Origin of the sequence: Streptomyces sp. NPDC057137 (assembly GCF_042670825.1) — a bacterium.
GTDB lineage: Bacteria > Actinomycetota > Actinomycetes > Streptomycetales > Streptomycetaceae > Streptomyces.
In genome coordinates this window covers 119,161-144,041 of record NZ_JBHUUW010000005.1, presented here as the reverse complement: position 1 = coordinate 144,041, position 24,881 = coordinate 119,161, and the positions used below count along the sequence as shown (strand labels likewise).

The 24,881-nt window shown below is 69.6% G+C and carries 29 protein-coding genes; 23 read left to right on the top strand and 6 right to left on the bottom strand.

The window, feature by feature from the left end; all coding sequences use genetic code 11:
- The first annotated feature begins 170 nt into the window (after positions 1 to 170).
- The 6 genes from ACFT9I_RS06750 (at position 171) to ACFT9I_RS06725 (ending at position 3,663) form a co-directional block, all read left to right on the top strand.
- Positions 171 to 917, top strand: coding sequence for a DUF2993 domain-containing protein (locus ACFT9I_RS06750; RefSeq protein ID WP_382561493.1), 747 nt, complete (start codon positions 171 to 173; stop codon positions 915 to 917).
- A gap of 221 nt (positions 918 to 1,138) precedes the next feature.
- Positions 1,139 to 1,246: a putative leader peptide gene (locus ACFT9I_RS06745; protein ID WP_023540667.1), complete on the top strand. Its 108-nt coding sequence runs from the start codon at positions 1,139 to 1,141 to the stop codon at positions 1,244 to 1,246.
- 145 nt (positions 1,247 to 1,391) lie between these two features.
- On the top strand, positions 1,392 to 2,231 hold the full coding sequence (locus ACFT9I_RS06740; RefSeq protein WP_382561491.1) for a sulfurtransferase: 840 nt from the start codon (positions 1,392 to 1,394) through the stop codon (positions 2,229 to 2,231).
- 100 nt (positions 2,232 to 2,331) lie between these two features.
- Positions 2,332 to 2,619: a DUF1416 domain-containing protein gene (locus ACFT9I_RS06735; RefSeq protein WP_078076505.1), complete on the top strand. Its 288-nt coding sequence runs from the start codon at positions 2,332 to 2,334 to the stop codon at positions 2,617 to 2,619.
- Positions 2,620 to 2,718: 99 nt separating this feature from the next.
- Positions 2,719 to 3,006, top strand: coding sequence for a DUF3099 domain-containing protein (locus ACFT9I_RS06730; protein ID WP_382561490.1), 288 nt, complete (start codon positions 2,719 to 2,721; stop codon positions 3,004 to 3,006).
- A 51-nt stretch (positions 3,007 to 3,057) separates the two neighbouring features.
- Positions 3,058 to 3,663, top strand: a complete 606-nt coding sequence (locus ACFT9I_RS06725) for a dihydrofolate reductase family protein (protein WP_382561489.1) — start codon at positions 3,058 to 3,060, stop codon at positions 3,661 to 3,663.
- A 27-nt stretch (positions 3,664 to 3,690) separates the two neighbouring features.
- Here the strand turns inward: ACFT9I_RS06725 and ACFT9I_RS06720 are convergent, their stop codons facing one another.
- Together ACFT9I_RS06720 and ACFT9I_RS06715 are read right to left on the bottom strand one after the other, a co-directional pair.
- Positions 3,691 to 4,536 (bottom strand): maleylpyruvate isomerase family mycothiol-dependent enzyme, encoded by an 846-nt coding sequence (locus tag ACFT9I_RS06720; protein WP_382561487.1) that lies wholly within the window; start codon positions 4,534 to 4,536, stop codon positions 3,691 to 3,693.
- 131 nt (positions 4,537 to 4,667) lie between these two features.
- Complete coding sequence (locus ACFT9I_RS06715) at positions 4,668 to 5,030, bottom strand: DsrE family protein (RefSeq protein ID WP_356587362.1); 363 nt, start codon at positions 5,028 to 5,030, stop codon at positions 4,668 to 4,670.
- Between the two features lie 122 nt (positions 5,031 to 5,152).
- Here ACFT9I_RS06715 and ACFT9I_RS06710 point away from each other — a divergent pair, with 122 nt between their 5' ends.
- The 6 genes from ACFT9I_RS06710 to ACFT9I_RS06685 all read left to right on the top strand — a co-directional run bounded on the left by ACFT9I_RS06710 (position 5,153) and on the right by ACFT9I_RS06685 (position 9,985).
- The gene (locus ACFT9I_RS06710) at positions 5,153 to 5,914 is read left to right on the top strand and encodes a hypothetical protein (RefSeq protein ID WP_382561485.1); all 762 of its coding nucleotides are present in this window, start codon (positions 5,153 to 5,155) and stop codon (positions 5,912 to 5,914) included.
- Complete coding sequence (locus ACFT9I_RS06705) at positions 5,911 to 6,726, top strand: hypothetical protein (protein WP_382561483.1); 816 nt, start codon at positions 5,911 to 5,913, stop codon at positions 6,724 to 6,726. The genes ACFT9I_RS06710 and ACFT9I_RS06705 overlap by 4 nt, the downstream gene beginning before the upstream one ends.
- Positions 6,723 to 7,619 carry a hypothetical protein gene (locus ACFT9I_RS06700; RefSeq protein WP_382561481.1) on the top strand — a complete coding sequence of 299 codons (897 nt, stop codon included), beginning with the start codon at positions 6,723 to 6,725 and terminating at the stop codon, positions 7,617 to 7,619. Before ACFT9I_RS06705 ends, ACFT9I_RS06700 begins: the two co-directional genes overlap by 4 nt.
- A 252-nt stretch (positions 7,620 to 7,871) precedes the next feature.
- A complete protein-coding gene (locus tag ACFT9I_RS06695) occupies positions 7,872 to 8,444 on the top strand; it encodes an FABP family protein (protein WP_382561479.1) in 573 nt (190 codons plus the stop codon).
- Positions 8,445 to 8,491: 47 nt separating this feature from the next.
- Positions 8,492 to 8,932 (top strand): Fur family transcriptional regulator, encoded by a 441-nt coding sequence (locus tag ACFT9I_RS06690; RefSeq protein WP_382561477.1) that lies wholly within the window; start codon positions 8,492 to 8,494, stop codon positions 8,930 to 8,932.
- 72 nt (positions 8,933 to 9,004) lie between these two features.
- On the top strand, positions 9,005 to 9,985 hold the full coding sequence (locus tag ACFT9I_RS06685; RefSeq protein WP_382561476.1) for a YgfZ/GcvT domain-containing protein: 981 nt from the start codon (positions 9,005 to 9,007) through the stop codon (positions 9,983 to 9,985).
- Positions 9,986 to 10,021: 36 nt separating this feature from the next.
- On the opposite strand, the gene dtd is transcribed toward ACFT9I_RS06685, so the two are convergent.
- Positions 10,022 to 10,459 (bottom strand): D-aminoacyl-tRNA deacylase, encoded by a 438-nt coding sequence (gene dtd, locus ACFT9I_RS06680; RefSeq protein ID WP_382561474.1) that lies wholly within the window; start codon positions 10,457 to 10,459, stop codon positions 10,022 to 10,024.
- Positions 10,460 to 10,583: 124 nt separating this feature from the next.
- Between dtd and ACFT9I_RS06675 the strand changes: the two genes are divergently transcribed.
- The 4 genes from ACFT9I_RS06675 to ACFT9I_RS06660 all read left to right on the top strand — a co-directional run bounded on the left by ACFT9I_RS06675 (position 10,584) and on the right by ACFT9I_RS06660 (position 14,519).
- Entirely contained in the window at positions 10,584 to 11,201 is a 618-nt protein-coding gene (locus ACFT9I_RS06675; RefSeq protein ID WP_382561473.1) for an ABC transporter substrate-binding protein, read from the top strand.
- 45 nt (positions 11,202 to 11,246) lie between these two features.
- Positions 11,247 to 12,251 (top strand): asparaginase, encoded by a 1,005-nt coding sequence (locus tag ACFT9I_RS06670; protein WP_382561471.1) that lies wholly within the window; start codon positions 11,247 to 11,249, stop codon positions 12,249 to 12,251.
- Between the two features lie 92 nt (positions 12,252 to 12,343).
- The gene (locus ACFT9I_RS06665) at positions 12,344 to 13,591 is read left to right on the top strand and encodes a GNAT family N-acetyltransferase (protein WP_382561469.1); all 1,248 of its coding nucleotides are present in this window, start codon (positions 12,344 to 12,346) and stop codon (positions 13,589 to 13,591) included.
- A gap of 40 nt (positions 13,592 to 13,631) precedes the next feature.
- Positions 13,632 to 14,519, top strand: coding sequence for a winged helix-turn-helix domain-containing protein (locus ACFT9I_RS06660; protein WP_382561468.1), 888 nt, complete (start codon positions 13,632 to 13,634; stop codon positions 14,517 to 14,519).
- A gap of 35 nt (positions 14,520 to 14,554) precedes the next feature.
- Here the strand turns inward: ACFT9I_RS06660 and ACFT9I_RS06655 are convergent, their stop codons facing one another.
- Positions 14,555 to 14,728 carry a hypothetical protein gene (locus ACFT9I_RS06655; RefSeq protein ID WP_382561466.1) on the bottom strand — a complete coding sequence of 58 codons (174 nt, stop codon included), beginning with the start codon at positions 14,726 to 14,728 and terminating at the stop codon, positions 14,555 to 14,557.
- An 80-nt stretch (positions 14,729 to 14,808) separates the two neighbouring features.
- Between ACFT9I_RS06655 and ACFT9I_RS06650 the strand changes: the two genes are divergently transcribed.
- The 5 genes from ACFT9I_RS06650 (at position 14,809) to ACFT9I_RS06630 (ending at position 20,558) form a co-directional block, all read left to right on the top strand.
- Positions 14,809 to 15,519 (top strand): HAD family hydrolase, encoded by a 711-nt coding sequence (locus tag ACFT9I_RS06650; RefSeq protein ID WP_382561464.1) that lies wholly within the window; start codon positions 14,809 to 14,811, stop codon positions 15,517 to 15,519.
- Positions 15,520 to 15,673: 154 nt separating this feature from the next.
- Positions 15,674 to 16,609, top strand: coding sequence for a winged helix-turn-helix domain-containing protein (locus ACFT9I_RS06645; protein WP_382561462.1), 936 nt, complete (start codon positions 15,674 to 15,676; stop codon positions 16,607 to 16,609).
- On the top strand, positions 16,606 to 17,337 hold the full coding sequence (locus ACFT9I_RS06640) for an HAD family hydrolase (protein ID WP_382561460.1): 732 nt from the start codon (positions 16,606 to 16,608) through the stop codon (positions 17,335 to 17,337). Before ACFT9I_RS06645 ends, ACFT9I_RS06640 begins: the two co-directional genes overlap by 4 nt.
- Positions 17,321 to 18,232: a GntR family transcriptional regulator gene (locus tag ACFT9I_RS06635; protein ID WP_382561458.1), complete on the top strand. Its 912-nt coding sequence runs from the start codon at positions 17,321 to 17,323 to the stop codon at positions 18,230 to 18,232. Before ACFT9I_RS06640 ends, ACFT9I_RS06635 begins: the two co-directional genes overlap by 17 nt.
- Before the next feature lie 142 nt (positions 18,233 to 18,374).
- Positions 18,375 to 20,558: a phosphotransferase gene (locus ACFT9I_RS06630; protein WP_382561456.1), complete on the top strand. Its 2,184-nt coding sequence runs from the start codon at positions 18,375 to 18,377 to the stop codon at positions 20,556 to 20,558.
- A gap of 5 nt (positions 20,559 to 20,563) precedes the next feature.
- On the opposite strand, the gene ACFT9I_RS06625 is transcribed toward ACFT9I_RS06630, so the two are convergent.
- On the bottom strand, positions 20,564 to 21,334 hold the full coding sequence (locus ACFT9I_RS06625) for an ABC transporter permease (RefSeq protein ID WP_382561648.1): 771 nt from the start codon (positions 21,332 to 21,334) through the stop codon (positions 20,564 to 20,566).
- A gap of 10 nt (positions 21,335 to 21,344) precedes the next feature.
- Positions 21,345 to 22,331 (bottom strand): ATP-binding cassette domain-containing protein, encoded by a 987-nt coding sequence (locus ACFT9I_RS06620; protein ID WP_382561455.1) that lies wholly within the window; start codon positions 22,329 to 22,331, stop codon positions 21,345 to 21,347.
- 122 nt (positions 22,332 to 22,453) lie between these two features.
- Here ACFT9I_RS06620 and ACFT9I_RS06615 point away from each other — a divergent pair, with 122 nt between their 5' ends.
- Together ACFT9I_RS06615 and ACFT9I_RS06610 are read left to right on the top strand one after the other, a co-directional pair.
- Positions 22,454 to 23,266: a TetR/AcrR family transcriptional regulator gene (locus ACFT9I_RS06615; RefSeq protein WP_382561453.1), complete on the top strand. Its 813-nt coding sequence runs from the start codon at positions 22,454 to 22,456 to the stop codon at positions 23,264 to 23,266.
- Positions 23,263 to 24,864 carry a carboxylesterase/lipase family protein gene (locus ACFT9I_RS06610; protein WP_382561451.1) on the top strand — a complete coding sequence of 534 codons (1,602 nt, stop codon included), beginning with the start codon at positions 23,263 to 23,265 and terminating at the stop codon, positions 24,862 to 24,864. Before ACFT9I_RS06615 ends, ACFT9I_RS06610 begins: the two co-directional genes overlap by 4 nt.
- Positions 24,865 to 24,881: the final 17 nt, after the last annotated feature.

Here is a 24,881-nt window from a genome sequence, read left to right as displayed (position 1 = left end):
GCGAGACCCGCCCCGGGAACCGAACCACGGCCCCGGACGTCGACCCAGTGCGGCCGCCGCACGGCGCACAGCCGCATCGAGATCGATCCGCATGACCAGAGCGACAACGCTGCCATTAGGCTCACGGTCGTCATGGGGGCTGGTACGACCAGGGTGGGGGACACCGAGCAATGCGTGCACTGCGAATTCTGCTGATCTTCGTCGTGATCCTCGGCGGGCTGTTCGTCGCCGTCGACCGGGCCGCGGTGTACTTCGCCGAGAGCGAGGCGGCGAGCAAGATCAAAAGCAGCCAGGGACTCAGCAGCGAGCCCAAGGTCTCCATCAAGGGCTTCCCCTTCCTCACCCAGGTCGCCGGCTCGTCGCTGGACGAGATCGAGGTCAGCATCGGCGGGATAACCGCGACCACCGAGGGCCGCGAGGTCGAGGTGACCGAGGTGAAGGGCAAGCTCCGGGACGTCGAGGTGAACAGCACCTTCTCGTCGGCGGTCGCGCGCAGCGCGGAGGGCTCGGCACTGATCTCGTACGAGGACCTCACCAAGTCCGCGCCGAAGGGCGCGACGGTCGGCTACGCCGGGGCGGAGCGGGCGGCGAAGGGCCAGGTCAAGGTCTCGGGGCCGCTGGGCGACCTGGTGGAGGGCGCGGGCATCGACGTGCCGGCCGCCTTCGAGGGGCTGCTGACGGACGACTTCACGACGTACAGCACCGTCACGCTGGAGGACGGCGACAAGGTCCGGCTGCGCGCCGAGGATCTTCCCGAGCTGCCGGTGCCGGGTGTCGACGACAAGCTGAAGGACGTCGTCGACTACGACCTGACGATCGACGGGCTGCCGTCGACCATCAAGCTCGACAAGGCCACGGCGACGGAGGACGGTCTGCGGTTCTCGGGCACGGGCCAGAACGTCGACCTGACGAGCTGACGGCCCGACGCGCCGGGCCGTCTGACTGACGGCCCCGTTCCACCGGCCGCCGTATCGTGAGACGCGAATGTCCATCCCGCAGCGGGAACAGGCGTACGAGAGACGCCGGAGCCGCCTCCCGGTCACCCGGAACGCTCATCCGTCCCACATCTCGGACGATCCCGTCTCACCATCCGACACGCCGGTGACATCGCACCGTATCCGTCCTTACGATCGGACGCATGCAGTGCTTCATCAGCGGTCTCCAGCAGCGGGGACAGGCGAACCTCACGAAGCGGCGGGCAGTCGATCTGTGCCGCGTCGCCGCCATGCTCTGTCGCACCGCCTGAGCGGGATACGTCCGTCCCGCCACCTCTCCCCGGCCTTCTGACACGTCAGGGCCACCCCGTGCCGTACGCAGCCCGCCGCGCCCCCGTGCCCGGAAGGCGCCGCCGCCCGCACCACCCGCCGCACACTGCCCCGGAGGAGAACACAATGAGCCGCAGCGACGTCCTGGTAGACGCCGACTGGGTCGAGGCCCACATCGACGACCCGAAGGTCGTCATCGTCGAGGTCGACGAGGACACCTCGGCGTACGAGAAGAACCACATCCGTAACGCCGTGCGCATCGACTGGAAGCAGGACCTCCAGGACCCGGTGCGCCGCGACTTCGTCGACCAGGAGGGCTTCGAGAAGCTCCTGTCCGCGAAGGGCATCGGCAACGACGACCTCGTGATCCTCTACGGCGGCAACAACAACTGGTTCGCGTCCTACGCCTACTGGTACTTCAAGCTCTACGGCCACGAGGGCGTCAAGCTCCTCGACGGCGGCCGCAAGAAGTGGGAGCTGGACTCGCGCGACCTGGTCGAGGCGGTTCCGGAGCGCGCGGCCACGCAGTACAAGGCCAAGGCCCAGGACAAGTCCATCCGCGCCTTCCGTGACGACGTCGTCGCCGCGATCGGCAGCCTGAACCTGGTCGACGTGCGGTCGCCCGACGAGTTCAGCGGCAAGCTGCTCGCCCCGGCGCACCTCCCGCAGGAGCAGTCGCAGCGCCCCGGCCACGTGCCGAGCGCCCGCAACATCCCGTGGTCGAAGAACGCCAACGACGACGGCACCTTCCGGTCGGACGACGAGCTCAAGGCCCTCTACGAGGACGAGCAGGTCGACCTGTCGAAGGACACCATCGCGTACTGCCGCATCGGTGAGCGCTCCGCGCTCACCTGGTTCGTGCTGCACGAGCTGCTCGGCCAGGAGAACGTCAAGAACTACGACGGTTCGTGGACCGAGTACGGCTCCCTCGTCGGCGTGCCGATCGAGCTGGGCGCGGCGAAGTAGCCCGGTTTTGCCCGGTCGGTAGACGAGTTGATCCTGTTCGACCCATCCTGCTCAACCTGTTCCGCGAGACCACCCGCCTGACCCGGAGGACAGATCCCATATGTGTGGAGCGAAGGCCGGCGGCCCGGACGCCTCGGCGATCAAGCCCGGTGAGACCACCATCCAGGGTTCCGTGACCCGTGACGGCGAGCCCGTCACCGGTTACGTACGCCTGCTGGACTCGACCGGAGAATTCACCGCGGAGGTCCCGACCTCGGCGACCGGACAGTTCCGCTTCTACGCGGCCGAGGGCACGTGGACCGTGCGCGCGCTGGTGCCGGGCGGTACGGCGGACCGTACGGTCGTCGCACAGACCGGTGGTCTGGCCGAGGTGGCCATCGCGGTCTGAGCCGAACCAGGACATGATCGGCCGGAGGGCCGCACCCCAGGGGGTTGGACGCTTCCTGAGACGGGGTGCGGCCCTTCGCGCCGTCGGTAAGCTCGGCGTATGTATACGCGACGCCGTCGCCGCTACTTCGTGCTGATGGGCGGATGCATCGCCCTGTTCGTCTCCGCGTGGGCGTTCGTGCGCCTGTGGTCGGTGCCGGTGGCGATCGGCATGTGCGTGGTCGCGATGGTCATCCCCCCGATCGCGGCGATGGTCGCGAACGCGCGGGGTCCGGACGACCGGTGGTGGGACGACCCGTCGGACAATCCGAAGTCGGACGAGTGGTGGGACGAGCTGGACGGCAAGAAGAAGCCGCCGCCGCCACCGTCCCAGCCGCCTTCGAAATGATGTTCGGCGGTTCGCCGATCACTTTCCTGACCGGCCGTCGTCTACTTGAGCATGACCTCAGTGACGTGCCGCGTTTCGATCTCCCTCGACGGCTACACCTCAGCTCCCGGCCAGAGCCTGGAGAACCCGTTCGGCGAGGGCGGGATGGGCCTTCCCCAGTGGCAGTTCGAGACCGACCAGGAGGGCCGCTCCGCCGACGCCGAGATCCTCGCGCAGGCCGGCCGGGGCGTCGGCGCCTACATCATGGGCCGCCGTATGTTCGGCCCGGGGACGGGCGAGTGGGACGAGGAGTGGAAGGGCTGGTGGGGCCCGAACCCGCCGTACCACGCTCCGGTGTTCGTGCTCTCCCACCACCCGCGCGAGCCGCTGACGATGGAGGGCGGCACGACGTTCACCTTCGTGACCGACGGGATCGAGTCGGCACTGGAGCAGGCGAAGAAGGCGGCCGGCGACGGGAAGGTCGCGATCGCCGGCGGCGCGACCGCCATCCGCCAGTACCTCGCCGCCGGGCTGATCGACGAACTGCTCCTCCACATCGTGCCCATCACCCTCGGGGCGGGTGAGCGGCTGCTGGAGGGCGCTGCCGGGCTCGCACTGGACCCGGTGGAGGTGGTCGCCTCGCCGACGGTGACGCACGTGCGGTACCGCCTCTCGTAGAGCACCACCGCGCCATGCGTCGCCGCGCTACGCGACCACCGCGAGCAGCGTCGTCGCCGCGCGGGTCAGTGCTTCGTCGCCCGCGAGGACGCTGCGCCCGCGGGCCTCCTCGACCGTGATGCCCCGGGTGGCCAGGCGCCACAGCGTGTCCTGGTCCGTCGTCACGTGCGCCGCGGCGTCGGCGGCGGTGTGCGACGGCAGCCAGCGGCCCGTGCGCCGTACCGCCGACCACGTGCCGCCCGCCGGGCCGGTGACCTCGAAGCGTACGGACGTGCCGTCCGGGCGCTCGTGCTCCCGCAGGGTGTGCGGCAGCGCGCGCAGGAACGTGTCGATCACGGGGTGGAGCAGTTCCGGTCCGTCCGCGCCGGGGCGGCCCACCGCGTCGCGGATCTGCTGCTGGTGGACCCAGAACTCCGTGTACTCGCGGGCGACGTCCAGCCAGGCCGGGCTCGGCTCGTCGGTGCCCGCCCATGAGACGTCGATCCCGGCGGGGCCTTCGAGCGGGACCGTCGCCCACAGCGCGTCGAGCTGGGGGCCGAGGTGGGCCAGCAGGTCCGTCAGGACGCGTGGGCCGATCTGGCGGGTGGCCTCCACGAAGACGCCGTTGACCCGGGCCAGATAGGCCGGCAGCGTCTCGTCGTTCTCGAACACGGCGCCGCGGTGGCCGTCACGGCCGCCCGAGATACGGCGCAGGTAGTCGTTGAGGAGATGCCCGGCGATGTCGTGCACGTCCCAGCCGGGGCAGACCGTGGGCGCCGTCCAGTCGTCGGGTTCCAGCGACCGGAGCAGTTCGAGCAGCGCGTGCCGTTCGCGCGGGAACAGGGGGCGGGTGTCGAGGAGCGGCCCGAAGGGGGAGGGCTCGTGTGCCGTCATGCGGTGACGGTAGGAGGCGGGGTGGGCGCGCGGCGACCGGATTTCGGACGAGCCTTGCGCGGCGGCGATGCGTGCGGAGGCAGTGCGTGCGGCTTCAGTGCGTGCGGCTTCAGTGCGGCGGCAGCGCGGGCTCAGTAGACGAGCGCCTGCGCGTCGTCCGCCATCGCCTCGCTGACGAAGACCTGCGCGCCCGCGATCCGTACGCCCTCCAGCACGTCCTTCTCCGCGATGTCCCGGCGCGCCGCGCACTGCGTGCAGAGGGTGATCCGGCCCGCCGACTGGATCGACTCGATCAGGTCCGGCAGCGGCGCGGCGTGCGGCAGTTCGAACGCGGCGGCCCGGCCCGGCAGGGCGAACCACGCCGACTCGCCGGTCAGCCAGAGGGACACCTCCACCCCGCTCGCCACGGCGACCGCCGCCACGGTGAAGGCCTGCGAGCAGCGCTCGGGGGCGTCGGCGCCGGCGGTTACCTTGATCACGAGCTTCTTCGCCATGATCCGAACTGTAATGCGCGCCTGTACAACCCCGTTGGCGCGCGACAGGTCTGTTGGTTGCGCGGGCATTCGGAATCCGCGCCTCAGTCCTGTGGGGGGACCTCTTGGAATCGCCCGAAACCGTGCCCGATCAGGGAACGAGCCCTGACCTGTACGGGACGCCGCGCCCGCGCCGGGGGCGGCGCACCACGGCTCTGATCGCGGGGGCCGCCGTGCTCGGCGTACTCGCCGGAGCCGTCACCGGATACGCGGTCCAGTACCAGCGTGAGCCCACGCCACTGCCGCCGCTGGCCCAGGCCGACCCGCTCATGTCGGTGGTCCTGCCTGCCGACGGGAAGACCACCGCGCGGTCGCTGTCCGCGAACCGGTGGGACAAGACCGACGGTGATCTGCGCGAGCTGCTGCTGAAGAAGCCGGAGGGCGCGCGGACCGAGAAGAAGGCCGGCTGGCTCGATCTCTCCGAATTCTCGGCCGGGTTCGAGCGGCCCGACGACATCTTCGAGGACCTGGCGAAGACCGACTTCCGGCGCGCCGCGACCGTCGGCTGGTCCGAGGGCGGCGCGATCTACGTGACGATCACGATCGTCCAGTTCCGCGACGACCGGAGCCTGGAGGCGTCCGCGTTCGCGACGAACCAGCAGCAGTACATGGGTGACGCCGACTGGGCCGGCAACAAGGGCTCGGCCATTTCGGGCAGTGGGAGCGGCCGGACATGGGTGTTCGACGAGCCGGACCGGCGGCCGGGCTACGAGCCGTACTACCAGGCGCGCGCCGTCGCGTTCCGCGGTGACATCGTCATGGACATCCGTTACGACAACAACCGGGGCCCGGTCCCGAAGAAGGCCTTCGAGGCCCTCGCCAAGCGACAGTTGGAGCTCCTGTGACCGGTCACGATCAGCAGTCGGAGCAGTCGGAGCAGTCGGAGCCGTCGCGGACTCCTGAGGACGTCATCGGCTCGGCCGTGCCGCCGCGCCGCCTCCCCAGGAGGGTGGTCGTCGGGGTCTCGGCCGTGCTCGCGCTCGCCGTCGCCGTCGGCGGCGGGATCTGGGCCGTCGGCAAGGTCGGCGACGCCGACCGCACAGCCGCCACCCGCGCCTGGCCGGCGTCCCTGTCGGACGAGGCGGGCCCCACCGACGCGAAGCTCGTCCTGCCCGGCGGTGTCGGCGCCAAGCTGCTGCCGCTGAGCGACGGTTATGAGCCGGACGGCTATCTGCCTGGCCCGGACATCGGGTCGCTCGGCAACGACAACGTGCTGGACGCCGAGCGCACCGCCGAGCACGCCAAGGACGCGGTACGCGGCCTCGACGCGGGGGAGCGGGAACGTTTCGCCAAGGCTCTGAAGAAGCTGAAATTCATCGGCGGGGCCCAGCGCAGCTACAGCGGCGCGGACAGCCTGTTCGTCGTGGAGATGCACCTCGCGCAGGTCGAGGAGGCCGGGGCGGAGCGCGCGCTCTCCCGGTTCCGGTCGGACGTCGAGCCGGTCCTCGACGGGCTCCGCGAGGGCCCGTCGAAGAAGTGCTTCCTGCTGCCGGACGCCGGAGAACCGAAGCTCGACGCCATGTTGTGCACGTGGACCACGGACGACGTCCTGGTCACGGCGTACGCGTACGGCGCGGCGAAGCTGGACACCAAGGAGATCGACCGCATGTTCACCGAGCAGTTCGACCGCCTCGTGGCCTCCGGGGAGTCCGCGTGAGCGACCGGACCACCACCGCCATCTCGCCCGTCGAAGAGGTCACCGCCCCGGCGGACGCGAGTACGGCCCCGGGTACGGACCCAGGCACGGACGCGGGCACGGCACCCGCCCCGGAGCCCGCGCCCCGCCGCCGTACCGCCGCGCTGTTCGCCGCCCTGCGCTGGACCGCCGCCGTGGCCGTCTTCGGCGTGCTCGGCACGGCCGTCGCGTACGTCGTGACCGACCGCGACCGCACGGACGTCCCCACCCTCGCCACCAAGAGCGACGGCCGCTGGACGTACCCGCCGCTCGCCAAGCCGACCCTGCCCGCGGGCGCGGTCGGCCCCTCCGGCCGCGGCAACTCCGGCCAGATCCACTACGCGGACCTGGCGCAACTGCTGCTTCCCGCGCCCGAGGGAAGCCGCCCGGACCCGGCGCTGGGCGACAAGAACAGCCGGGTGCCGGTCAGCCGCTTCCTGCAGGAGTACGACAAGAGCAGCCGGGGCGCGATGGCCGCCGACCTCCGCGACAACGGCCTGCGCCACATCGCGGCGCGCGGCTGGACCATGGCGGACGACGGCACCTCCACCCGCGTCTACCTGCTCCGTTTCAACTCCGCCGCGTCCACGCTGTTCTTCTTCGGCAGCCATCTCCAGGGCGCCACGGACGCACCGCAGAAGGTGACGGACGTCGAGAAGCTGTCCACCGCCGACGAGACGTTCCCCGCCAAGGCCGTCCACGGGACGGAGACGTACCTCTACAACGAGGTCGCACCGCGCGGCCCGGTGCATGTCCGGCACGCGTACATCAGCGCCGGTGACACGCTCGCGCTGGTCATCCAGTCCCGCAAGGGCTCCGCGCCCGCCGTCCCGTTCAACCAGACGGTGATCCTCCAGGACCAGCTGCTCGGCTGACGGCCGAGGGCTGCGGAGAGTGGCCGGTCCCCACCCATTAGGCTGGGGACCGGCCCTTCACCGTCGGCCGCCCCGACACTCTTCGAGGAGCACCCCGTGCTTGAGAACTTCTTCTCCGCCCTGCTCGCCTTGATCGCGGTGGCGATCCTGGCGTTCACCGTGCTGGCCGTGAAGAAGCTCTACCAGGGCCAGAACTGATCCCGTCCCCTCCCGCCCCGCATCTCCCATCTCTACAGATCGCCTGAGCCGCTCATGATCGAGATCCCGTCCGACCTCAACCCGGACCTTGTCCCGCTCGCCTTCCTCCTCGGTGACTGGGAGGGCGTGGGTGTCTTCGACTTCCCCGGCGAGGAGAAGGCCAACTTCGGCCAGGAAGTCTCCTTCAGCCACGACGGCCGGGACTTCATCGAGTACGCCTCGCACACCTGGGCGCTCGACGCCGAGGGCAACAAGCTCCACCCCATCGAGTCCGAGTCCGGCTTCTGGCGCATCGACAAGGACCGCAAGGTCGAGGTCGTCATGGTGCGTGACCAGGGCATCGTGGAGATCTGGTACGGGGAGCTGGCCGACCAGAAGCCGCAGATCGACCTCGTCACGGACGCGGTCGCGCGTACGGCGTCGGCCGACCCGTACAGCGGTGGCAAGCGGCTCTACGGCTACGTCAACAGCGACCTGATGTGGGTCGGCGAGAAGTCCACCCCCGAGGTCCCGCTGCGCGCGTACATGTCGGCGCACCTGAAGAAGATCGTCTCGCCGGAGCAGGTCGCGGCCTGGGCGAAGGACCTCGGCGATCTGCCGGACGACGGCATCGCTTTCTTCAAGTAGAGGCTGCACCAGAGGCTCCACGGGAAGACCCTGCCTACACTGGGCGCGTGGTGAGCACCGACTGGAAGAGTGACCTGAGGCAGCGCGGCTACCGCCTGACCCCGCAGCGCCAGCTTGTCCTCGAAGCCGTCGACACCCTGGAGCACGCGACGCCGGACGACATCCTGGTCGAAGTACGCAGGACGGCGTCCGGCGTGAACATCTCCACCGTCTACCGGACGCTGGAGCTGCTGGAGGAGCTGGGCCTCGTCTCCCACGCGCATCTGGGCCACGGTGCGCCGACGTACCACCTCGCGGACCGGCACCACCACATCCATCTGGTCTGCCGCGACTGCACGAACGTCATCGAGGCGGATGTCTCGGTCGCCACCGACTTCACGGACAAGCTGCGCGACACGTTCGGCTTCACGACGGACATGAAGCACTTCGCGATCTTCGGCAGGTGCGAGAACTGCACCGCCGCGGTTTCGGCGAGAGACGAGTCGTAAGACGACCCGTAAGACGACCCGTAGGACGACTCGTAAAGCGGGGACTCCTGGCCGAGTCGTACGCTTGTCGTCATGCAGCGACAGTCAACGACCAGCCCGCTCCTCTCCCTGCCCGGTGCCGTGGCCGCCGAAGGACAGGACGAAGGTGTCGCCGCGCACTACGGCGATCTGTTCCCCGAGCAACGGGCGCTCGCCGACGGCAAGGGCCTGGTGGACCTCTCGCACCACGGTGTCGTCACCGTCACCGGCGACGACCGGCTGAGCTGGCTCCATCTGCTGCTCACCCAGCACGTCAGCGCGCTGCCCGCCGGGCAGGCCACCGAGGCGCTGATCCTCTCCGCGAACGGCCACATCGAGCACGCGCTGTATCTCGTCGACGACGGCGAGACGGTGTGGATGCATGTCGAGCCCGGCACGCAGGAGGCGCTGATCGCCTACCTGGAGTCGATGAAGTTCTTCTACCGGGTGGACGTCGCCGACCGTACGGACGACTTCGCCGTCGTCCACGTCCCGGCCGGGTCCATCGCCGAGGCGCCGGACGGGGCCGTCGTACGGGAGACGTCGTACGGCCGTGACATCTTCCTGCCGCGCGCCGACCTGGAGTCGTACGCCCGCGAGAACGGCCCGCCGGCCGGGATCCTCGCGTACGAGGCCCTGCGGATCGAGGGCCACCGGCCGCGCCTCGGCTTCGAGACCGACCACCGGACCATCCCGCACGAGCTGGGGTGGATCGGCACCGCCGTCCATCTGGAGAAGGGCTGCTACCGGGGCCAGGAGACGGTGGCGCGCGTCCACAACCTGGGGAAGCCGCCGCGGCGGCTGGTCTTCCTGCACCTGGACGGCAGCGAGGTGCTGCTGCCGGGGCACGGGACGCCCGTACGGCTGGCCGCCGACGGCGAGGAGGGCCGCCAGCTCGGCTTCATCACGACGTCGGCCCGCCACCACGAGCTGGGGCCGATCGCGCTGGCCCTGGTCAAGCGCAATGTGCCGCTGGACGCGCCGCTGATGGCGGGGAACACGGCGGCGGCGCAGGAAGTGGTCGTCCAGGTCTGACCGCGCGACCCCTCCGGCCTTGGCCTGCATCTCCCACTACATCTCCAACTGCACCGTGAACGGGCCGTGGTTCGTGAGCGAGACGCGCATGTCCGCTCCGAACCGGCCCGTCTCGACGGTCGCCCCCAGTTCACGCAGCCGCGCCACGACCTCGTCCACCAGCGGTTCGGCCTCCGCTCCCGGCGCCGCCGCGTTCCAGGTCGGGCGGCGGCCCTTGCGCGCGTCCCCGTAGAGAGTGAACTGCGAAATCACCAGGAGCGGGGCGTTCACCTCCGAACAGGACTTCTCGCCCACGAGGATCCGTAGTGTCCAGAGTTTGCGGGCCAGTTGGGCCGCCTTCTCCTTCGTGTCCTCGTGGGTGACTCCCACCAGCACACACAGCCCCTCGCCCACGATCTCGCCGACCGTCTCGGTCCCCGACTCCGTCACCACGGCGACGCTCGCGCCGTCGACTCTCTGCACCACTGCTCGCATACGGACCAACCTATCCAGGCACCGACGTACGCCCATCCAGGGCCGAACGGGTGCAGATCGCCTGCAGGTGCACGTGCAGGAGTGGCACGATGCACGCAGGCGGACTGAGGGGAAGTAAGCGCGCATGAGCACATCTGGTGCCGGGCAGTCGCCCGGTCCTGTACCGATCATCGGCAGTACGGCGTCCGGCAGGGGTGCCGGTGGCGGTGCTGGTGCCGTTGGCGGTGCCGGTGCGGCGACGGTCCGGCCCCCCGCACAGCGGGCACCGGGCGGTGAGAACGCCCTGCGGCTGCCCGAGTTGCGCGCCGTACGGCGGGACGCGACGCGCGACGAGGCCGACCTCAGCTATCTGCGCCGGCTGCTTCAGGGCCGTATCGACATCCTGCGGGCCGAACTGGCGCGCCGGGCGGCGCCCGAGACGCCGGTCGTGGACCGGCTGTCCGAGATCCTGGCGGACGCTCCGTCCCTCCACCGGTCGTCGGCCCGGCATGTGACTCTTTCCACACCGCGGAACGAGGAGTTCCGGCTGCTGGCCGCCGAAGCGCTCGCCGAGGTGGAGCTGTCGGACCTCGAGGCCCGTACGGACGAGGAGTTGGGGGCCGCGATGGGGCGGCTGGTCCGTCATGAGCAGCAGGTTTCGCAGCGTCGGCACCTCCTCCAGCGGACGGCGGACGAGTGCAGCGCGGAGATCGCGCGCAGGTACCGTGAAGGCGAAGCCCAAGTAGACGACCTGCTCACGTAATGCCGTGACTGCCTTCCGGAGCGGTCCCCGCCCGGAAGGCCGATGATGACGACTCGCAGGACCAGCGCCGTACAGCCGCCCGAAGTCCCCGTCCCGGTCCCTGGCCCCGTCCTCGTCCCCGTACTTGCGGAGGTCGTGCGGTCCGGCTTCGTGGAGGGCAGGCACCGTGGCTCGCTGGTGCTCCTCGCGGCCGACGGCAGCGTGGAGTTCGCGCTGGGCGATGTGGCCGCCCCGGTCTTCCCGCGCTCCAGCAACAAGCCCCTCCAGGCGGCCGCCGTGCTGCGCTCCGGGGCCGAACTGGCCGGTCAGCGGCTGGCGTTGGCGGCGGCCAGCCATTCCGGCGAGGACTTCCACCTCGATCTCGTACAGAAGATGCTCTCCGAGTCGGGACTGACCGCGGACGATCTGCTGAACCCCGCCGATCTGCCGCTGGACCCGGTCGAGGCCGAGGCGTATCTGGCGGCGGGGCGGGTCAGGGACCGGGTCACCATGAACTGCTCGGGCAAGCACGCGGCGATGCTGGCGGCCTGCGTACGCAACGACTGGCCGCTCGCCACGTATCTGGAGCCGTCCCATCCGTTGCAGCGGCTCGTCGCCGACGTGGTCGAGGAGACGTCGGGGGAGCGGGTCGCGGCGGTCGGTACGGACGGCTGTGGTGCCCCGCTGATGGCCATCAGCCTCACCGGACTCGCCCGCGCCTTCCGCCACTTCGTACTCGCCGAGCCGGGCACGGCGGAGCGCCGGGTCGCGGACGCGATGCGCGCCCACCCGGAGTACGTGGCCGGCACGCGCAGGGCCGACACCTGGCTGATGCGCGAGGTGCCCGGCGCGCTGTCGAAGATGGGCGCGGAGGCCGTGCAGGCGGTGGCGCTGGCGGACGGCCGCGCGCTGGCGTTCAAGGTGGACGACGGCGGCATGCGCGCGCTGGGGCCGGTGCTGGCGCGGGCGTTGGGGCTGCTGGGGGTCGAGGGGCCGGTGCTGAAGCGGATCGGCCGGGCGCCGCTGCTGGGGGGCGACGCGGAGGTGGGCGAGGTGCGCGCGGCGTTCTGACCGCGCGCGTCGCCACCGTCGTTCTCGCTGTCCTCGCCGGACCGGGGGAAATCCGCAGGACTTTCCACCCCTGCTGTGTTTAGCGTACGGACATGGCCATCGACGTCCGAGTGATCAGCGATTCCGATCTTCCCGCCTGGCTCCGCGCCCTGAACACCGGCTTCCTCAGGTCGCCCGCGGTGAGCGAGGAGGATGTCGAGGACCGCAGGGCGTACATGGACGTGCGCCGTATGCGGGGCGCGTTCGACGAGGGCCGCTGCGTGGCGACGTACCGCACCTTCCCGCAGGAACTGACCGCCGTCGGCGGCGCCCCGCTGCCGGCCAGTGCGATCTCCAACGTCACGGTCTCGGCCACACACCGCCGCCGCGGGCTGCTCAGCCGGATGATCAACGACGATCTGGCGGAGGCGAAGGAGCGCGGCGACGTCGTGTCCACGCTGATCGCGGCGGAGTACCCGATCTACGGGCGGTACGGCTTCGGCCCGGCCGCCTGGATCACCGACTGGTCGATCGACGTGCCCCGCGCGGGCCTCGACCCGCGCGCGTCCGGCCGGCCGGACGACGGGGGCCGGGTGGACCTGGTCGACGCCGAGGACGTACGGAAGCTGGGCCCCGAACTGCACGACCGGCTGCGCTCCCTGCGGCACGGCGTGATCAGCCGCAACGAGCGCTGGTGGCGGGTCCACACGGGCCTGGCCACCTCGCACGGCGCACCGTGGACCGAGCCGTTCTACGCGGTGTACCGCTCGGCGTCGGGCGAGGTCGAGGGACTGCTGACGTACAAGGCGGACGAGGTGTGGGGCGACGCCAAGCAGCCGCTGAACACGGCGACGGTGCTCGACGCGATCGCCGTGACGACGGCGGCGGAGCGGGCGCTGTGGCGTTACGTCTGCTCGATCGACTGGATCACCACGGTCCGCACCGGCCACCGGGCCCCCGACGACCTGCTGCCGCTCTTCCTCCCGGACCCGCGCGCGGCGAGGATCGTCACGCAGGCGGACTTCCTGTGGGTGCGGATCCTCGACACCGTACGCGCGCTGGAGTCCCGCACGTACGCGACTGCCGGCACCCTGGTCCTGGCCGTCCACGACCGCTCGTCCCTGGCCTCGGGCCGCTACCGCCTGGACACGTCCCCGTCGGGCACGACCTGCGTGCCGACGACCGAGTCGGCCGATCTGACGCTGGACGTGCGGGAGTTGGGGGCGCTGTACCTGGGCGACGAGTCGGCGGTCCGGCTGTCGGCGCTGGGCACGGTGACGGAGGACAAGCCGGGAGCGGCGTCCCGGACGGACACGCTGTTCCGCACGTCACGGAGGCCTTGGTGCCCGGACGTGTTCTGACAACTCCCCATGGATGGGGAGAAGTTGTAGCGTCAGCGCTGTGAACCCTGAACGCAGTGCACTGAACGGCACGGAGAAGCCCACGTCGGAGAATGTGGCGAAGGCTCTCCGTGGGCGGATGGAGTCCGGCGAACTTGAGGTCGGCGATGCCATGCCGACGCAGGCCGCCCTGGTCGCGGAGTTCCAGGTGCAGCGCAGTGTGGTCCGGCAGGCCTTGAAGATCCTCCAGCAGGAGGGGCTGCTCACCGAGGTCACGCGAGGCTCCCCGGCCCGCGTCGCCGACCGCTCCTCCCGTACGGAGGCGGCCGACGGCACCCGGGAGACGATGGTCGCGCTGGCCCCCCGCATCACCGCGGCCTTCGGCGCCGCCGACGTCCGGATAGACGCCCTCTGCCTCACGGCGGAGTCGCTGAGCGCGGCCGTCGGCGAGCAGCGCAGGCTCGTCCACACCCGGGAATCCATGCCTGCCACCGTCACGGTGCGCGTGCTGATGCCCAACCGGGACATCGATCTGGCATTTCCCCGGATGATCAGCAGCCCCGAGGAGGCCGATCCTGTCCACCGCCGCTGGCTGACGATGCGCAACGCGCACGGGACCGTCCTCAGTGACCATCTGCGGGGGCTGGGCGCGGCGCACGGCATCGACGTGGACGTGCAGTTCAAGGCGCTGCCCTTCACACCGCCGGTGAAGCTGTATCTCCTCAACGGCGCGGAGGCGCTGTTCGCGTACTACAGGGTCACGGAGCGCGAGGAGCAGATCGGCCGGGAGTCGGTGGAGATGTACGACGCGCTGGGGGGCGAGTCGCCTCTCTTCTCGTTCGGCGCGGGAGACGGTCAGGCCCATCGGGACCAAGCATTCGTCGTACAGTCGCAGGCCTGGTTCAACGCGCTCTGGACGACGATCGCCAGCGATCTGACGCTGGACTGACGTCCTGTCGCCGGACCGGTTGCCCTCCCTCCCCGTCAGCCCATGCCGGGCTGCATGGCCAGCAGGGCCAGGACGATCGAGCCGATACCGGCGCATGTGGAGTTCTTGATCTTCAATCCGACGACCAGCAGGAGCAGCGCGAGTGCTCCGACCGTGCCGTACTTCCACTGGACGAACTGTTCGAACGCGAAGCCGATCAGAGGCCACATGGCCCCTCCTTCAGGGATGGGGTGTACGCGCCCGCGCGGGAGGCCGCGACCCGTGCGGAGTCGCCGGATAGGGTGCCGCAGTGACCGAGATTGGTGATCAGTTCTCCGAAGCGCGGTGTGTGCTCTTCGACTTCGACGGGCCGGTGTGCCGCCTCTTCGCAGGCCGCCCGGCGGGAGACATCGCCGGTCAGCTCGTGGAGCGCATCCTGCGGGACATTCCGGCCGAAGAGCTGGGGAACGACCTGCTGTCCACCCGGGACCCCTTCCGCGTCCTGAGACTGTTCGCGAGTGGGAGGCCCGGCCACCCGCTCACGCGGGTACTGCACGCCGTGTTCACCGAGGAGGAGGTACAGGCCGCCCGTTCCGCCAAACCGACCCTGGGTGCCGGGCCCTTGATCCGTACCCTGGCGCGGCTCGGCCACCGTCTCGCGGTGACGACCAACAACTCGGCCGATGCCGCCCGTCTTTACCTTGCGCACAGGAACCTTCTCCCGTACTTCGGCGCCGCTCATATCCACGGGCGTACGGAGGACTTGGACCTGCTCAAGCCCCACCCCGACTCGCTGCTGCGCGCGTTGGACGGGCTCGGTCTGCCGGCGTCGGGGGCGCTGATGATCGGTGACGGGGCCTCGGACGTGGCGGCGGCGAAGGCGGCAGGAGTGTCGTTCGTGGGGTACGCCCGGAATGAGCGGAAGTACCGCGAACTGCGCGGCGCCGGTGTGCCCGAGCCGTTCATCGCTCGGAGTCTGGATGTGGTGCGGCGTGGGTCCGCAGAGCTGGTAGAGCACTGAAGCAGCCATGATGTCTCCGCTGTCAGAGTTAACTTGTCTAGCAACTGGACTACTTGTCTGCAAGTAAGGCAGGAATCTTCTCTGATTGGCAGTCCAGATCGGTAAGTTGGCCGGAAACTATCCTAGGTGGCTGGTCCGGTTGTAGAGTGCTGAGATGCCTACCGAACGGCCAAGCGCCCCACTACCACTACAGATCGCCGACAAGTTGAGGGCGCGGATAGAAGATCAGGTCTATCCGTTGGGAGAGAAGCTGCCCTCCCAGCGTTTGCTCGCCCACGAGTTCGGTGTCTCCAGGGAGACGATCAAGGGCGCCCTGGACCGACTTGAGAGCGAAGGGTTCATCAAGACACGGCAGGGTGCGAGGTCCGAGGTCACCCGGACCCAGGGGGTATTGGCCCCGGGCGAGGAGGCAGATGAGACCTCCGTCGTCCGCAGCCGACAGATCCACACGGACTCTCGCCGCGACGACGCCGACGCGCGCAGCCTCGAATCAGTCATCCAGCGGGCGTTCTTGGAGAAGGACGTGACGCTGGACGCCTACTCCCTCACCACCGAGTCGCTGGGCCGCCACCTCGGCAAGCAGCTGGACGCGGTGGGTCGGGGTGATCTGCGGCCCGACAGTATTACGCTGCGCCTTCTGGTCCCCTCGGGGGATTCCCCGCTTGCCTATCCGGCGGCAGTGGACCAGAGCGACAGCCGCCCTTTCGAGCGCTGGCGTCGGAGTGCGGACGGGCACTTGACCACGCTGAAGAATAAAATCTTGATGGTTCGCGACAGCGACAGGTCGACCACCGACATCCGGTTGGAGATCAAACGCATTGAATTGACCCCTACGGTCAAGTTCTACATCCTGAACAACGAAACGCTGCTCTTCGGGCTCTATGCGCTGGCGCCGCGCAACATGATCCTCGACGACGATTCAGTGGTTCTGGCTCTCGATGTTCTCGGGCTGCAGAGCAATCTCTTCTACCATTCGGCAACCGACAGTGAGACTCAGGGGCCCCTCTACTTCACCGAATTCCGGGCCAAGTTCGACGGGCTCTGGCAGCATGCGCACGGCATGCTGAAACTTTATCCACCCGGTCGATGAGCGATCTGCGCGAACTCTTCGATTCGGCAACGTGTGTGCTCTTCGACTTCGACGGCCCCGTCTGTCGGCTGTTCGCCGGATATCCCGCCGAGGGCGTGGCCGCCGACCTGGTGGGCCGGCTCCGCGGGCAAGGACGGGAAGGCCTGCTGACTGAGGACGAGGCCCGCTCGGACGACCCCCACGCGGTGCTGCGCGCGGTCGCCCTCACCGCTCCGGGCAGTGGGTTCCTCGCTGAGCTGGAGGCCGAGCTCACCAGGCACGAGCTGCTTGCCACGGAGACGGCGGATCCCACTCCGGCCGCGGACGAGCTGATCCACGACCTTCAGTTGCGCGGCTACGGGCTGGCCATCACGACCAACAACTCGGCCTCCGTCGTGGAGCGTTACCTGACTGGCCATGGCCTGGTGGACTGCTTCGGGCACCACATCCACGGCCGTACACAGGACCTGCTGAGACTCAAGCCGGATCCGGACTGCCTGCTGCGGGCTCTGGACTCCACGAGGGTCGTCGCGGAGCGGGCGCTGATGATCGGTGATACTCCTGCGGACTGCATAGCGGCCCGGAAGGCGGGCGTCGCCTTCGTCGGTTACGCGCGTAACGAGGCGAAGCGGGATCTGCTGCTGAGCGCAGGCGCGACCACCGTCGTCGCGTCGATGGGGCTGGTGCTGGACGTGGTCGTCCGTAAGCAAGGGGGTACAGGGGGAGGTATGAGTGTCAACCGGTGCTGAAGGCGGGGAGTTCCAGCGCATCGCGGATGCGCTGCGGGCGGAGATCGGCGACGGGATGTATCCCGTGGGCCACTACCTGCCGCCCCAGCGTCAACTGGTGGTGCGGTTCGGTGTCTCGCGTGACACCGTCCAGCGGGCGCTGCGCGTTCCGGTCGCGGACGGTGTGATCGAGTCGAGGCAGGGCATCGGATCCCGGGTGCTCAGCGCGCAGACTGAGGAGCGCCAGCACGTACACACCAGCTCCGCCCTGCCCACGCACAGCGGCCGTCCGGCGCTAGGGCCCTTCATCGCGGAAGCGTTCGAGGCTGAGGACGTCACGCTGGACGTAGCCACGCTCACCTCCGAATCGCTGGAGGCGCACATCTGGCTCCAGGCGGAACGGGTGCGGGCCGGGAGGATTCATCCGGAGAGTATTTCGGTGCGGCTGCTCCTGCCGGCGCAGGCCGCCACGCTCGTTTACCCCCGGCTGAAGGGCAAGGACAACACGGAGGATGCGAGACCGCTCGACCGGTTGCGCCGGATCACCCAGCGGCATACGGAGTCCCTGCGGGCCGCGCTGGAGGATCTCCGGACGGAGGGGCTGGTGAACGCGGTGGACGTCCAGGTCAGGACGGTGCCCTTCACGCCCACCTTCAAGCTCTACCTGCTCAACGAGACCCAGGCACTGCACGGCCTGTATGTGCTGACGGAACGGGCGATGCGGCTCGACGACGGCGAGGAGGTCGAGGCGCTCGACGTTCTGGGACTCGGCGCGACGCTCTTCCATTACATGAAAGATCAGGAGGATTCCCAAGGGTCACTTTTTGTTGATTCCGCGCAAACGTGGTTCGACAAGCACTGGACAATACTTGGCGAGGATTCGTCTGTACAGTCACCGTCAGTACGTCCGGAGTAACCGTCCACCCGGTTGGCAGTGTTCTGATCCAAGTGGCACATGACGCCAACGAATTGGTGGCTAGGATGTGCACCCCACCGAATGTCGGCCGTCCACCCGGAGCCGCCTCCGTGGGCATTCCCCCGTGAGGTGCGCAACTCAAATGTCCGAAGACGCATCGTCGGATCTGTACAGCGATTTCGTGCGCCACGCCCTGGCTGAGGGCGTCCAACAACGAGGCCGCTACCACGACATCTATCTGGCCGCGCCGACCGAGCAACTGGCGGGCTCACTGGGCCTGGAACCGGGAGCGCGCGTCATGCTGCGGCGCAGGAATCCGGGTGTGCTGCCGGTGGCGCTCCGGACCTGGCGCGACGAGTCGGAGATCCTCCGCTCGATCCAAGATCTGCTGAAGTACGTCCCCAAGTGCCTGGTCAAGATGGACGAATTCACCGTGCAGAGCTACGTGGAGGGTGTTCCGCTCTCCGCTATCTGTCCCGGCGGTCGGCCGCTCGACAGCCTGCTGCTCAAAGCACTGGTGGGCCTGCTGGCCGAGATGACCGCCATCCACCGGGGCCACCTCCCACAACTGCCCGCCGGTTGGCCGCCCGACGGCGCGAGTCGTTCATTTCTCCGGACCCTCGCGGTGCTGACGGACCAGCAGATCTGTCGGCCCAACCGGGCTCTCTTCGGAGGGCTGTTCGCGGCCCTCGGCGTGCCCGAGGGAGCGCTGATCGACTTCGCCGGGCGGGTTCCCGCGATGTCCGCCAGGCCGTTCAGCCTCCTGCACACGGACCTGCACCGCGACAACGTGATCCTCTCCTACTTCAAACCCAAGGCGCCGTTGATCTGCGTCGACTGGCAGCTGGCCTCCTACGGAGACCCGCTGCACGGCCTCGCCACCCATCTCGTACGTATGCGATACCCAGCGAACCAGTGGGACGAGGTCAAGGCGGCGTGGGCTGAGGCGACGCGGCGTTCTCGTCCACAGGCGGTGAAAGGTCTGGAGACCGATCTCCCGCACTACATCAACTTCGAGCGCGCCCAGTCCGTCTACCCAGCTGTGATGCGGGCCGCTCAGTCGCTCGGCCTCGCCGCTGAGCCCGTCGGTCTGGAGCGGGCCACCGAAGTGCTTCAGACAGCCCTCGAACTGGCGCGTGAGCCGCTGCGGCTCAAGCGCGTCGCGGGGGCGATGGAGATCAGCAGGGCCCTTTGCCGCTGGCACGCGGCCCAGTCGGGCAGGGCGGCTCAAGTGCCCTATTCCGTCCGCCCGGTGCCCTGGGTGCCCGACGCGGGGGCATTTGAGCGGAGCGGGTTTTCGGCGGAAGCCGTCTCGGCCGCACTGTCGGCGGAGGCGGCGGGAGAGAGCGTGTACGTCTTCGACGGCAGTCGGCACCGCAGCACCGTCGTTAGAGCAGGCCGGGGCAGTCAGTGCGTAGTGATACGGCGCGAGCGATTGGACGCCGAGAGGCGGGAGCGCCGTTTCCTCGACGAGCACCTCGTACTCCGCGCGCTGGAACCGGTGTGGCCCAGGGTGCGCGCTCCGGAGGTCCTGGCGCGTGGCATCAGCAACCTCGACGACCAGTTCGTCATCCATTCCTACGTCGGGCCGGTCGGCGGGACACATCCGCCCGAGCATCCCGTCGACGGGCTCAGCCTGCGCGAGGCGGACGATCTGGTTGACCAACTGTGCGCACTCATCGAGGTGCCGACGGACGCTGTCGATCCCGACGCCATGTACGACGACTTCTACCAGTGGCTCAGCGGTCGGCTCATCGAGATGGTCGCCGACCTGCCGAAGGAGTCGCTCCGTCTCGCGGCTGTGCTGGGGCTGCCCAACGCGAACCGGCTGCGGGAGCTTCTTGTGGGGCGGAGGTGCGTCCTCCTTCGCACTCCCGCGCTGCTGCACGGTGACCTCAACCCCGGGAATCTCATCAGGAGCGAGACACGCGACCGCCTGACGATCATCGACTGGGAGATGGCGATGGTCGGCGACCCTCTCTACGATCTGGTCCGGCACCTCCATCTGACGCCGCACGGCCCGCAGACGAGGGAGCGGATGCTCAGGCGGTGGAACAGGCAACTCGACGCGCAGTACACCAAGGGCTGGGAGGAGGACTGGAGGTTCTACCGCTGGATGGAGATCGTCCGCTCCGCCTACATCGACCTGGACCGGCTCCTCACGGGCGTGAGCCTCGATGCGCCCAACGTCCGCCGGGCGGTGGACTCGTACTCCCTGACGCTCTCCGGCGCCACCGCCTCGCTGGGGCTGCGGGCCAGGCATCTCGCCCATCCGTATCTCGCGCGGGCGCTGCCGGGCGGGGACCTGATCGGAGCCGGTGGCTGATCCGACTAGGCCGTACGGTTCCTGAACAGCCGCCCCGACAGCCCCAGCGCCCCCAGCAGAATCCCCGCGCACCACGCCAGCGCCACCCACGGGTCCGAGCCCACCGGCTGGTCCAGGAAGAGGCCGCGGAGGGATTCGATCACCGGGGTGACCGGCTGGTTGTAGGCGAAGCCGTGGATCCAGGTCGGCATCGTGTCGATCGGGGCGAACGTGCTGCTCGGGTAGGTCAGGAACATCATGAAGAACGAGAACGAGCCCGCCGCCTCCGGGGACTTGGTGAGCAGGCCCACCACCGCCGCCAGCCAGGAGATCGCCACGATGAAGGCGAGCAGCAGGCCCGCCGCCGCCAGGGCGGCCGGGAGGGTCGGGGACGGGCGGAAGCCGATCAGGAGGGCCACGCCGAGGACCAGGACCGTCGAGACGGCGTTGCGGACGGTGCTCGAAGCGACGTGGCCGGCCAGGATCGACGCGCCGCCGACGTCCAGGGAGCGCAGCCGGTCGATGATGCCGCCCTTCATGTCCTCGTTGACGCTCACGGCCGTGCTGGAGGAGCCGAAGCCGGCGCAGAGCAGCAGGACGCCCGGTACGACGTAGGCGACGTACGGCTCGCCCGTACCGGTTCTGATCGCGCCGCCGAAGAGATAGACGAAGATCAGCATCAGCATGACCGGCAGCATCAGCGAGGTGAAGATCGCGTCCACGTTGCGGGTGCTGAGGCGGATCGAACGGGCCGTCATGACAAGGGAGTTGTTCAGCGCCCGGCCCGCCGGGGACATCGTCGCGGCGTCAGACATGGGTCGGCTCCTTGGTGGTCTTCCCGCGGCCGGTCAGGGCCATGAACACGTCGTCCAGCGTCGCGCTGTGCACGGCGAAGCTCACGACGTCCCGGCGTTCCGGATCGATCTCGTCCAGCAGCGCCCGCACCCGCGCCGCCGTGCCGTCCGTCGGCAGGCCGAGCGTGAGCGTGTCGGGCGACCGCTGTACGGCGAGCGGCGCGAGGCGCTCGTACGCCGCCGCGTCGGCGACCACCAGATCGAGACGGTGCCCGGAGACCCGGCCCTTCAGCTCCGCCGCGGTTCCCTCGGCGACCAGCCGGCCGCCGTCGAGTACGGCGATACGGTCCGACAACTGGTCGGCCTCCTCCAGATACTGGGTGGTGAGGAAGACCGTGGAGCCCCCCGCCGACAGGTCGCGCACCACCTGCCACAGCTCCTGCCGGCTGCGCAGGTCCAGCCCGGTCGTCGGCTCGTCCAGGAAGATGACCTCCGGCTCGCCGACCAGCCCGGCGGCGAGGTCGAGCCGTCGCCGCATACCGCCCGAGTACGTGCCCGTGAGCCGCCGGCCCGCGGCCGTGAGGTCGAACCTTTCCAGCAGTTCCGCGGCCCGGCGGCGCGCGGCCGCGCGTGGCAGGCCGCCGAGGCGCGCCATCATGCGCAGGTTCTCCTCGCCGGTCTGCTTCTCGTCGACCGACGCGAACTGGCCGGTCAGGCTGACGGCCCGGCGCACCTGGCGCCGCTGGGTCCGTACGTCGTAACCCGCCACCCTGGCCGTACCGCCGTCGGCGTCGGCGAGCGTGGCGAGGATCCGTACGGCGGTGGTCTTGCCCGCGCCGTTCGGGCCGAGCAGGGAGAAGACCGTGCCGCGCTCGACGGACAGGTCGATGGCGTCGAGCACCTTCACCCGCTGGTCGCCGCGCCCGTACGACTTCTCCAGGCCGATGGCGCTGATCGCTCGTTGCTGGGGGGTCATGGGCGGGCTCATGGGTGGGCTCATGGGCGTCGCTCCTCCGTTGCGGGACGTCGAGACGTTTATGCGTAACCCTTACGCTTGATGTGTAAGGGTTACGCATAACTAGGATGGCGTCAAGCGGGAGTGTGAGCGGGGAAGGCGGAGACGTGACGGACGAGAACGGCGACGGCGGCGACAGCGGTACGGGGCTGCCGGCCAGCATCGAAGCCGCCTGGGGACTGCGCGAGCGCCCGACGAAGGGGCGCAAGCCCGGCCTCAGCCTGGCGCGGATCGTCGACACGGCCGTCACCGTCGCCGCCACGGAGGGGCTGCCCGCGGTCTCGATGGGCCGCGTCGCCAAGAAGCTCGGCGTCTCGCCGATGTCGCTCTACCGGTACGTGGCGGCCAAGGACGAGCTGTACGTGCTGATGCAGGAGGCGATCATCGGCGACCCGCCGGCGCCACCCGCGCCCGGCACCGACTGGCGTACGGCGATGGCGGACTGGGCCTGGGCGATGCGCCGGATCATCTACGAGAACCTGTGGGCGCTCCGTATCCCCGTCTCCAGCCCGCCCGCCACGCCCCGGATGGTGGCCTGGTGGGAGTGGGGGCTGGTCGCGCTGGAGGGGACCCGGCTCGACTGGGGCGAGAAGCTGTCGGTGATGCTGATGGTCAACGGCTATGTGCGGAACGAGGCGACGCTGATGGCGGACCTGGCCGCCGCGGTGACGGCGAGCGGCAGGTCGGCGGAGGACGTACTCGCCGGATACGGGCGCACGATCCAGAAGCTGGCCGACCCCGCGCGCTACCCGTCCGTCGCGGAGATGCTGGCGGCCGGAGTGATGGACGTACCGGACGAACCGGAGGGCCCCGACCACGAGTTCGTCTTCGGACTCGAACGGATGCTGGACGGAATCGACCTGCTGGTGCGGGAGCGCGGCGGGGACAGCGGTGTGGGTGGGCGGGGTATGGCCCGGTGAGTCTCTTCTCGACCCTGAACGGGCCGGTACGGGGCCGCCGGACCGCCCCCGGCGTTGTCGCGGTGCTCGGCATTCCTTACGCCGCACCGCCGTTCGGCCCCGACCGCTTCAAGGCGCCCCGGCCCGCGCCCTCATGGCAGGGCATACGGGAGTGCGTCGCCTTCGGGCCGGTCGCGCCGCAGTCCGCCGAACTGCCGGGCGCGCCGTCGTGGTCGCCCGGCGACGAGGACGTGCTGAACCTGAACGTCTGGACGGATGACGAGGCCGGCGAGCGGCCGGTTCTCTTCTGGATTCACGGCGGCGCCTACACCTTCGGCTCGTCCGCCCAGCCCGACTTCGACGGTACGGCGCTCGCCCGCGCCGGACTGGTCGTCGTCAGCCTCAACTACCGGCTCGGCTTCGAGGGGTTCGGCCATATCCCGGACTCCGAGTTCCCGGAGAACCGGGGTCTGCTCGATCAGATCGCCGCCCTGGAGTGGGTACGCGACAACATCGCCTCCTTCGGCGGCGACCCCGCCAACGTCACCGTCGCCGGTCAGTCGTCCGGCGCCGCGTCCATCGCCTGTCTCACGGTGATGGAACGGGCACGCGGGCTGTTCCACCGCGCCATCGCCCACAGCGTGGTCGGCCCGGTCTACTCGCCCCGGCTCGCCGCCGACACCACGCAGCTCGTGGCGGCTGCCGCCGAAGTCCCGCCCACGGCGGCCGGGTTGACGGCCGCGTCGCCGTACGACCTGGTCCGCGCGTCCGACCAGGTGGTCGCCCGCCTCCGCGACGACCCGTCGGCGGGAGCGCGCCACTACGACCCGGTGTTGTACGGCCCGGTCGCCGACGGGGTCCTGCTGCCCGCCGACCCTCTCGCCGTCGGCGCGGCGGACCGCGCCGACGTCGATCTGCTGGTCTGCCACACGACGGAGGAGTACTGGCTGCTGGACGCGGTCGGCAGCAGCAAGAAGATCACGACGGAGAGCCAACTGGCCGCGTTCGCGAAGGAGTTCGGGCTGCCCGACGATCTCGTACCGGCGTATCGGGCGCTGCTGCCCGACGCGCCGGTGCTCGACGTGTACCTCGCGATCTACGGCGACATGTCCTTCGGCGAGTACAGCAGCCGCCTCGCGGAGCGGCACGCCGCCGCGGGCCGCAGGACGTATCTCTCCCGTTTCGCCAGGAAGCGCGGCACGGCAGGCGGAGTCGTAACGGAAGTGGGGGTTGTGACGGAGGACGGAGTCGCGACGGGAGACGGAGTCGCGACGGGAGACGGAGTCGCGACTGAGGACGGAGTCGCGACTGAGGACGGAGTCGCGACTGAGGACGGAGTCGTACGCCCATGGCATTGCGCAGACGTTCCGTTCGCCTTCGGCACCGTCGACCTCCCCGAGGTCGCGTTCCTCATCGGCGGCCCGCCGACGGCCGAGGACCACGAGCTGTCGCGCCGCATGGTGCGGGCGTGGGCGGACTTCGCCGCGACGGGCGAGCCGGGCTGGGGGACGGACACCGTACGGATCTGGGGGGCGGGTGACGAGGGAGGGACGCACGGCGCGTACGACGGCTTCCGCGCCGCGTGGCGTACGGCCGACTACTCGCTCGTGCACCCCTGAACCCCTGACAGGATGGG

Excerpts from the sequence above, each read along its gene's own strand:
- ACFT9I_RS06695 (WP_382561479.1), top strand. The coding sequence starts at position 7,872 with ATGATCGAGATCCCGTCCGACCTCAACCCGGACCTTGTCCCGCTCGCC.
- ACFT9I_RS06675 (WP_382561473.1), top strand. The coding sequence starts at position 10,584 with ATGAGCACATCTGGTGCCGGGCAGTCGCCCGGTCCTGTACCGATCATC.
- ACFT9I_RS06685 (WP_382561476.1), top strand. The coding sequence starts at position 9,005 with ATGCAGCGACAGTCAACGACCAGCCCGCTCCTCTCCCTGCCCGGTGCC.
- ACFT9I_RS06715 (WP_356587362.1), bottom strand. The coding sequence starts at position 5,030 with ATGGCGAAGAAGCTCGTGATCAAGGTAACCGCCGGCGCCGACGCCCCC.
- ACFT9I_RS06750 (WP_382561493.1), top strand. The coding sequence starts at position 171 with ATGCGTGCACTGCGAATTCTGCTGATCTTCGTCGTGATCCTCGGCGGG.
- ACFT9I_RS06720 (WP_382561487.1), bottom strand. The coding sequence starts at position 4,536 with ATGACGGCACACGAGCCCTCCCCCTTCGGGCCGCTCCTCGACACCCGC.
- ACFT9I_RS06670 (WP_382561471.1), top strand. The coding sequence starts at position 11,247 with ATGACGACTCGCAGGACCAGCGCCGTACAGCCGCCCGAAGTCCCCGTC.
- ACFT9I_RS06620 (WP_382561455.1), bottom strand. The coding sequence starts at position 22,331 with ATGAGCCCACCCATGAGCCCGCCCATGACCCCCCAGCAACGAGCGATC.
- ACFT9I_RS06645 (WP_382561462.1), top strand. The coding sequence starts at position 15,674 with ATGCCTACCGAACGGCCAAGCGCCCCACTACCACTACAGATCGCCGAC.
- ACFT9I_RS06665 (WP_382561469.1), top strand. The coding sequence starts at position 12,344 with ATGGCCATCGACGTCCGAGTGATCAGCGATTCCGATCTTCCCGCCTGG.
- ACFT9I_RS06730 (WP_382561490.1), top strand. The coding sequence starts at position 2,719 with ATGTATACGCGACGCCGTCGCCGCTACTTCGTGCTGATGGGCGGATGC.
- dtd (WP_382561474.1), bottom strand. The coding sequence starts at position 10,459 with ATGCGAGCAGTGGTGCAGAGAGTCGACGGCGCGAGCGTCGCCGTGGTG.
- ACFT9I_RS06640 (WP_382561460.1), top strand. The coding sequence starts at position 16,606 with ATGAGCGATCTGCGCGAACTCTTCGATTCGGCAACGTGTGTGCTCTTC.
- ACFT9I_RS06735 (WP_078076505.1), top strand. The coding sequence starts at position 2,332 with ATGTGTGGAGCGAAGGCCGGCGGCCCGGACGCCTCGGCGATCAAGCCC.
- ACFT9I_RS06655 (WP_382561466.1), bottom strand. The coding sequence starts at position 14,728 with ATGTGGCCTCTGATCGGCTTCGCGTTCGAACAGTTCGTCCAGTGGAAG.
- ACFT9I_RS06725 (WP_382561489.1), top strand. The coding sequence starts at position 3,058 with ATGACCTCAGTGACGTGCCGCGTTTCGATCTCCCTCGACGGCTACACC.
- ACFT9I_RS06630 (WP_382561456.1), top strand. The coding sequence starts at position 18,375 with ATGTCCGAAGACGCATCGTCGGATCTGTACAGCGATTTCGTGCGCCAC.
- ACFT9I_RS06625 (WP_382561648.1), bottom strand. The coding sequence starts at position 21,334 with ATGTCCCCGGCGGGCCGGGCGCTGAACAACTCCCTTGTCATGACGGCC.
- ACFT9I_RS06745 (WP_023540667.1), top strand. The coding sequence starts at position 1,139 with ATGCAGTGCTTCATCAGCGGTCTCCAGCAGCGGGGACAGGCGAACCTC.
- ACFT9I_RS06740 (WP_382561491.1), top strand. The coding sequence starts at position 1,392 with ATGAGCCGCAGCGACGTCCTGGTAGACGCCGACTGGGTCGAGGCCCAC.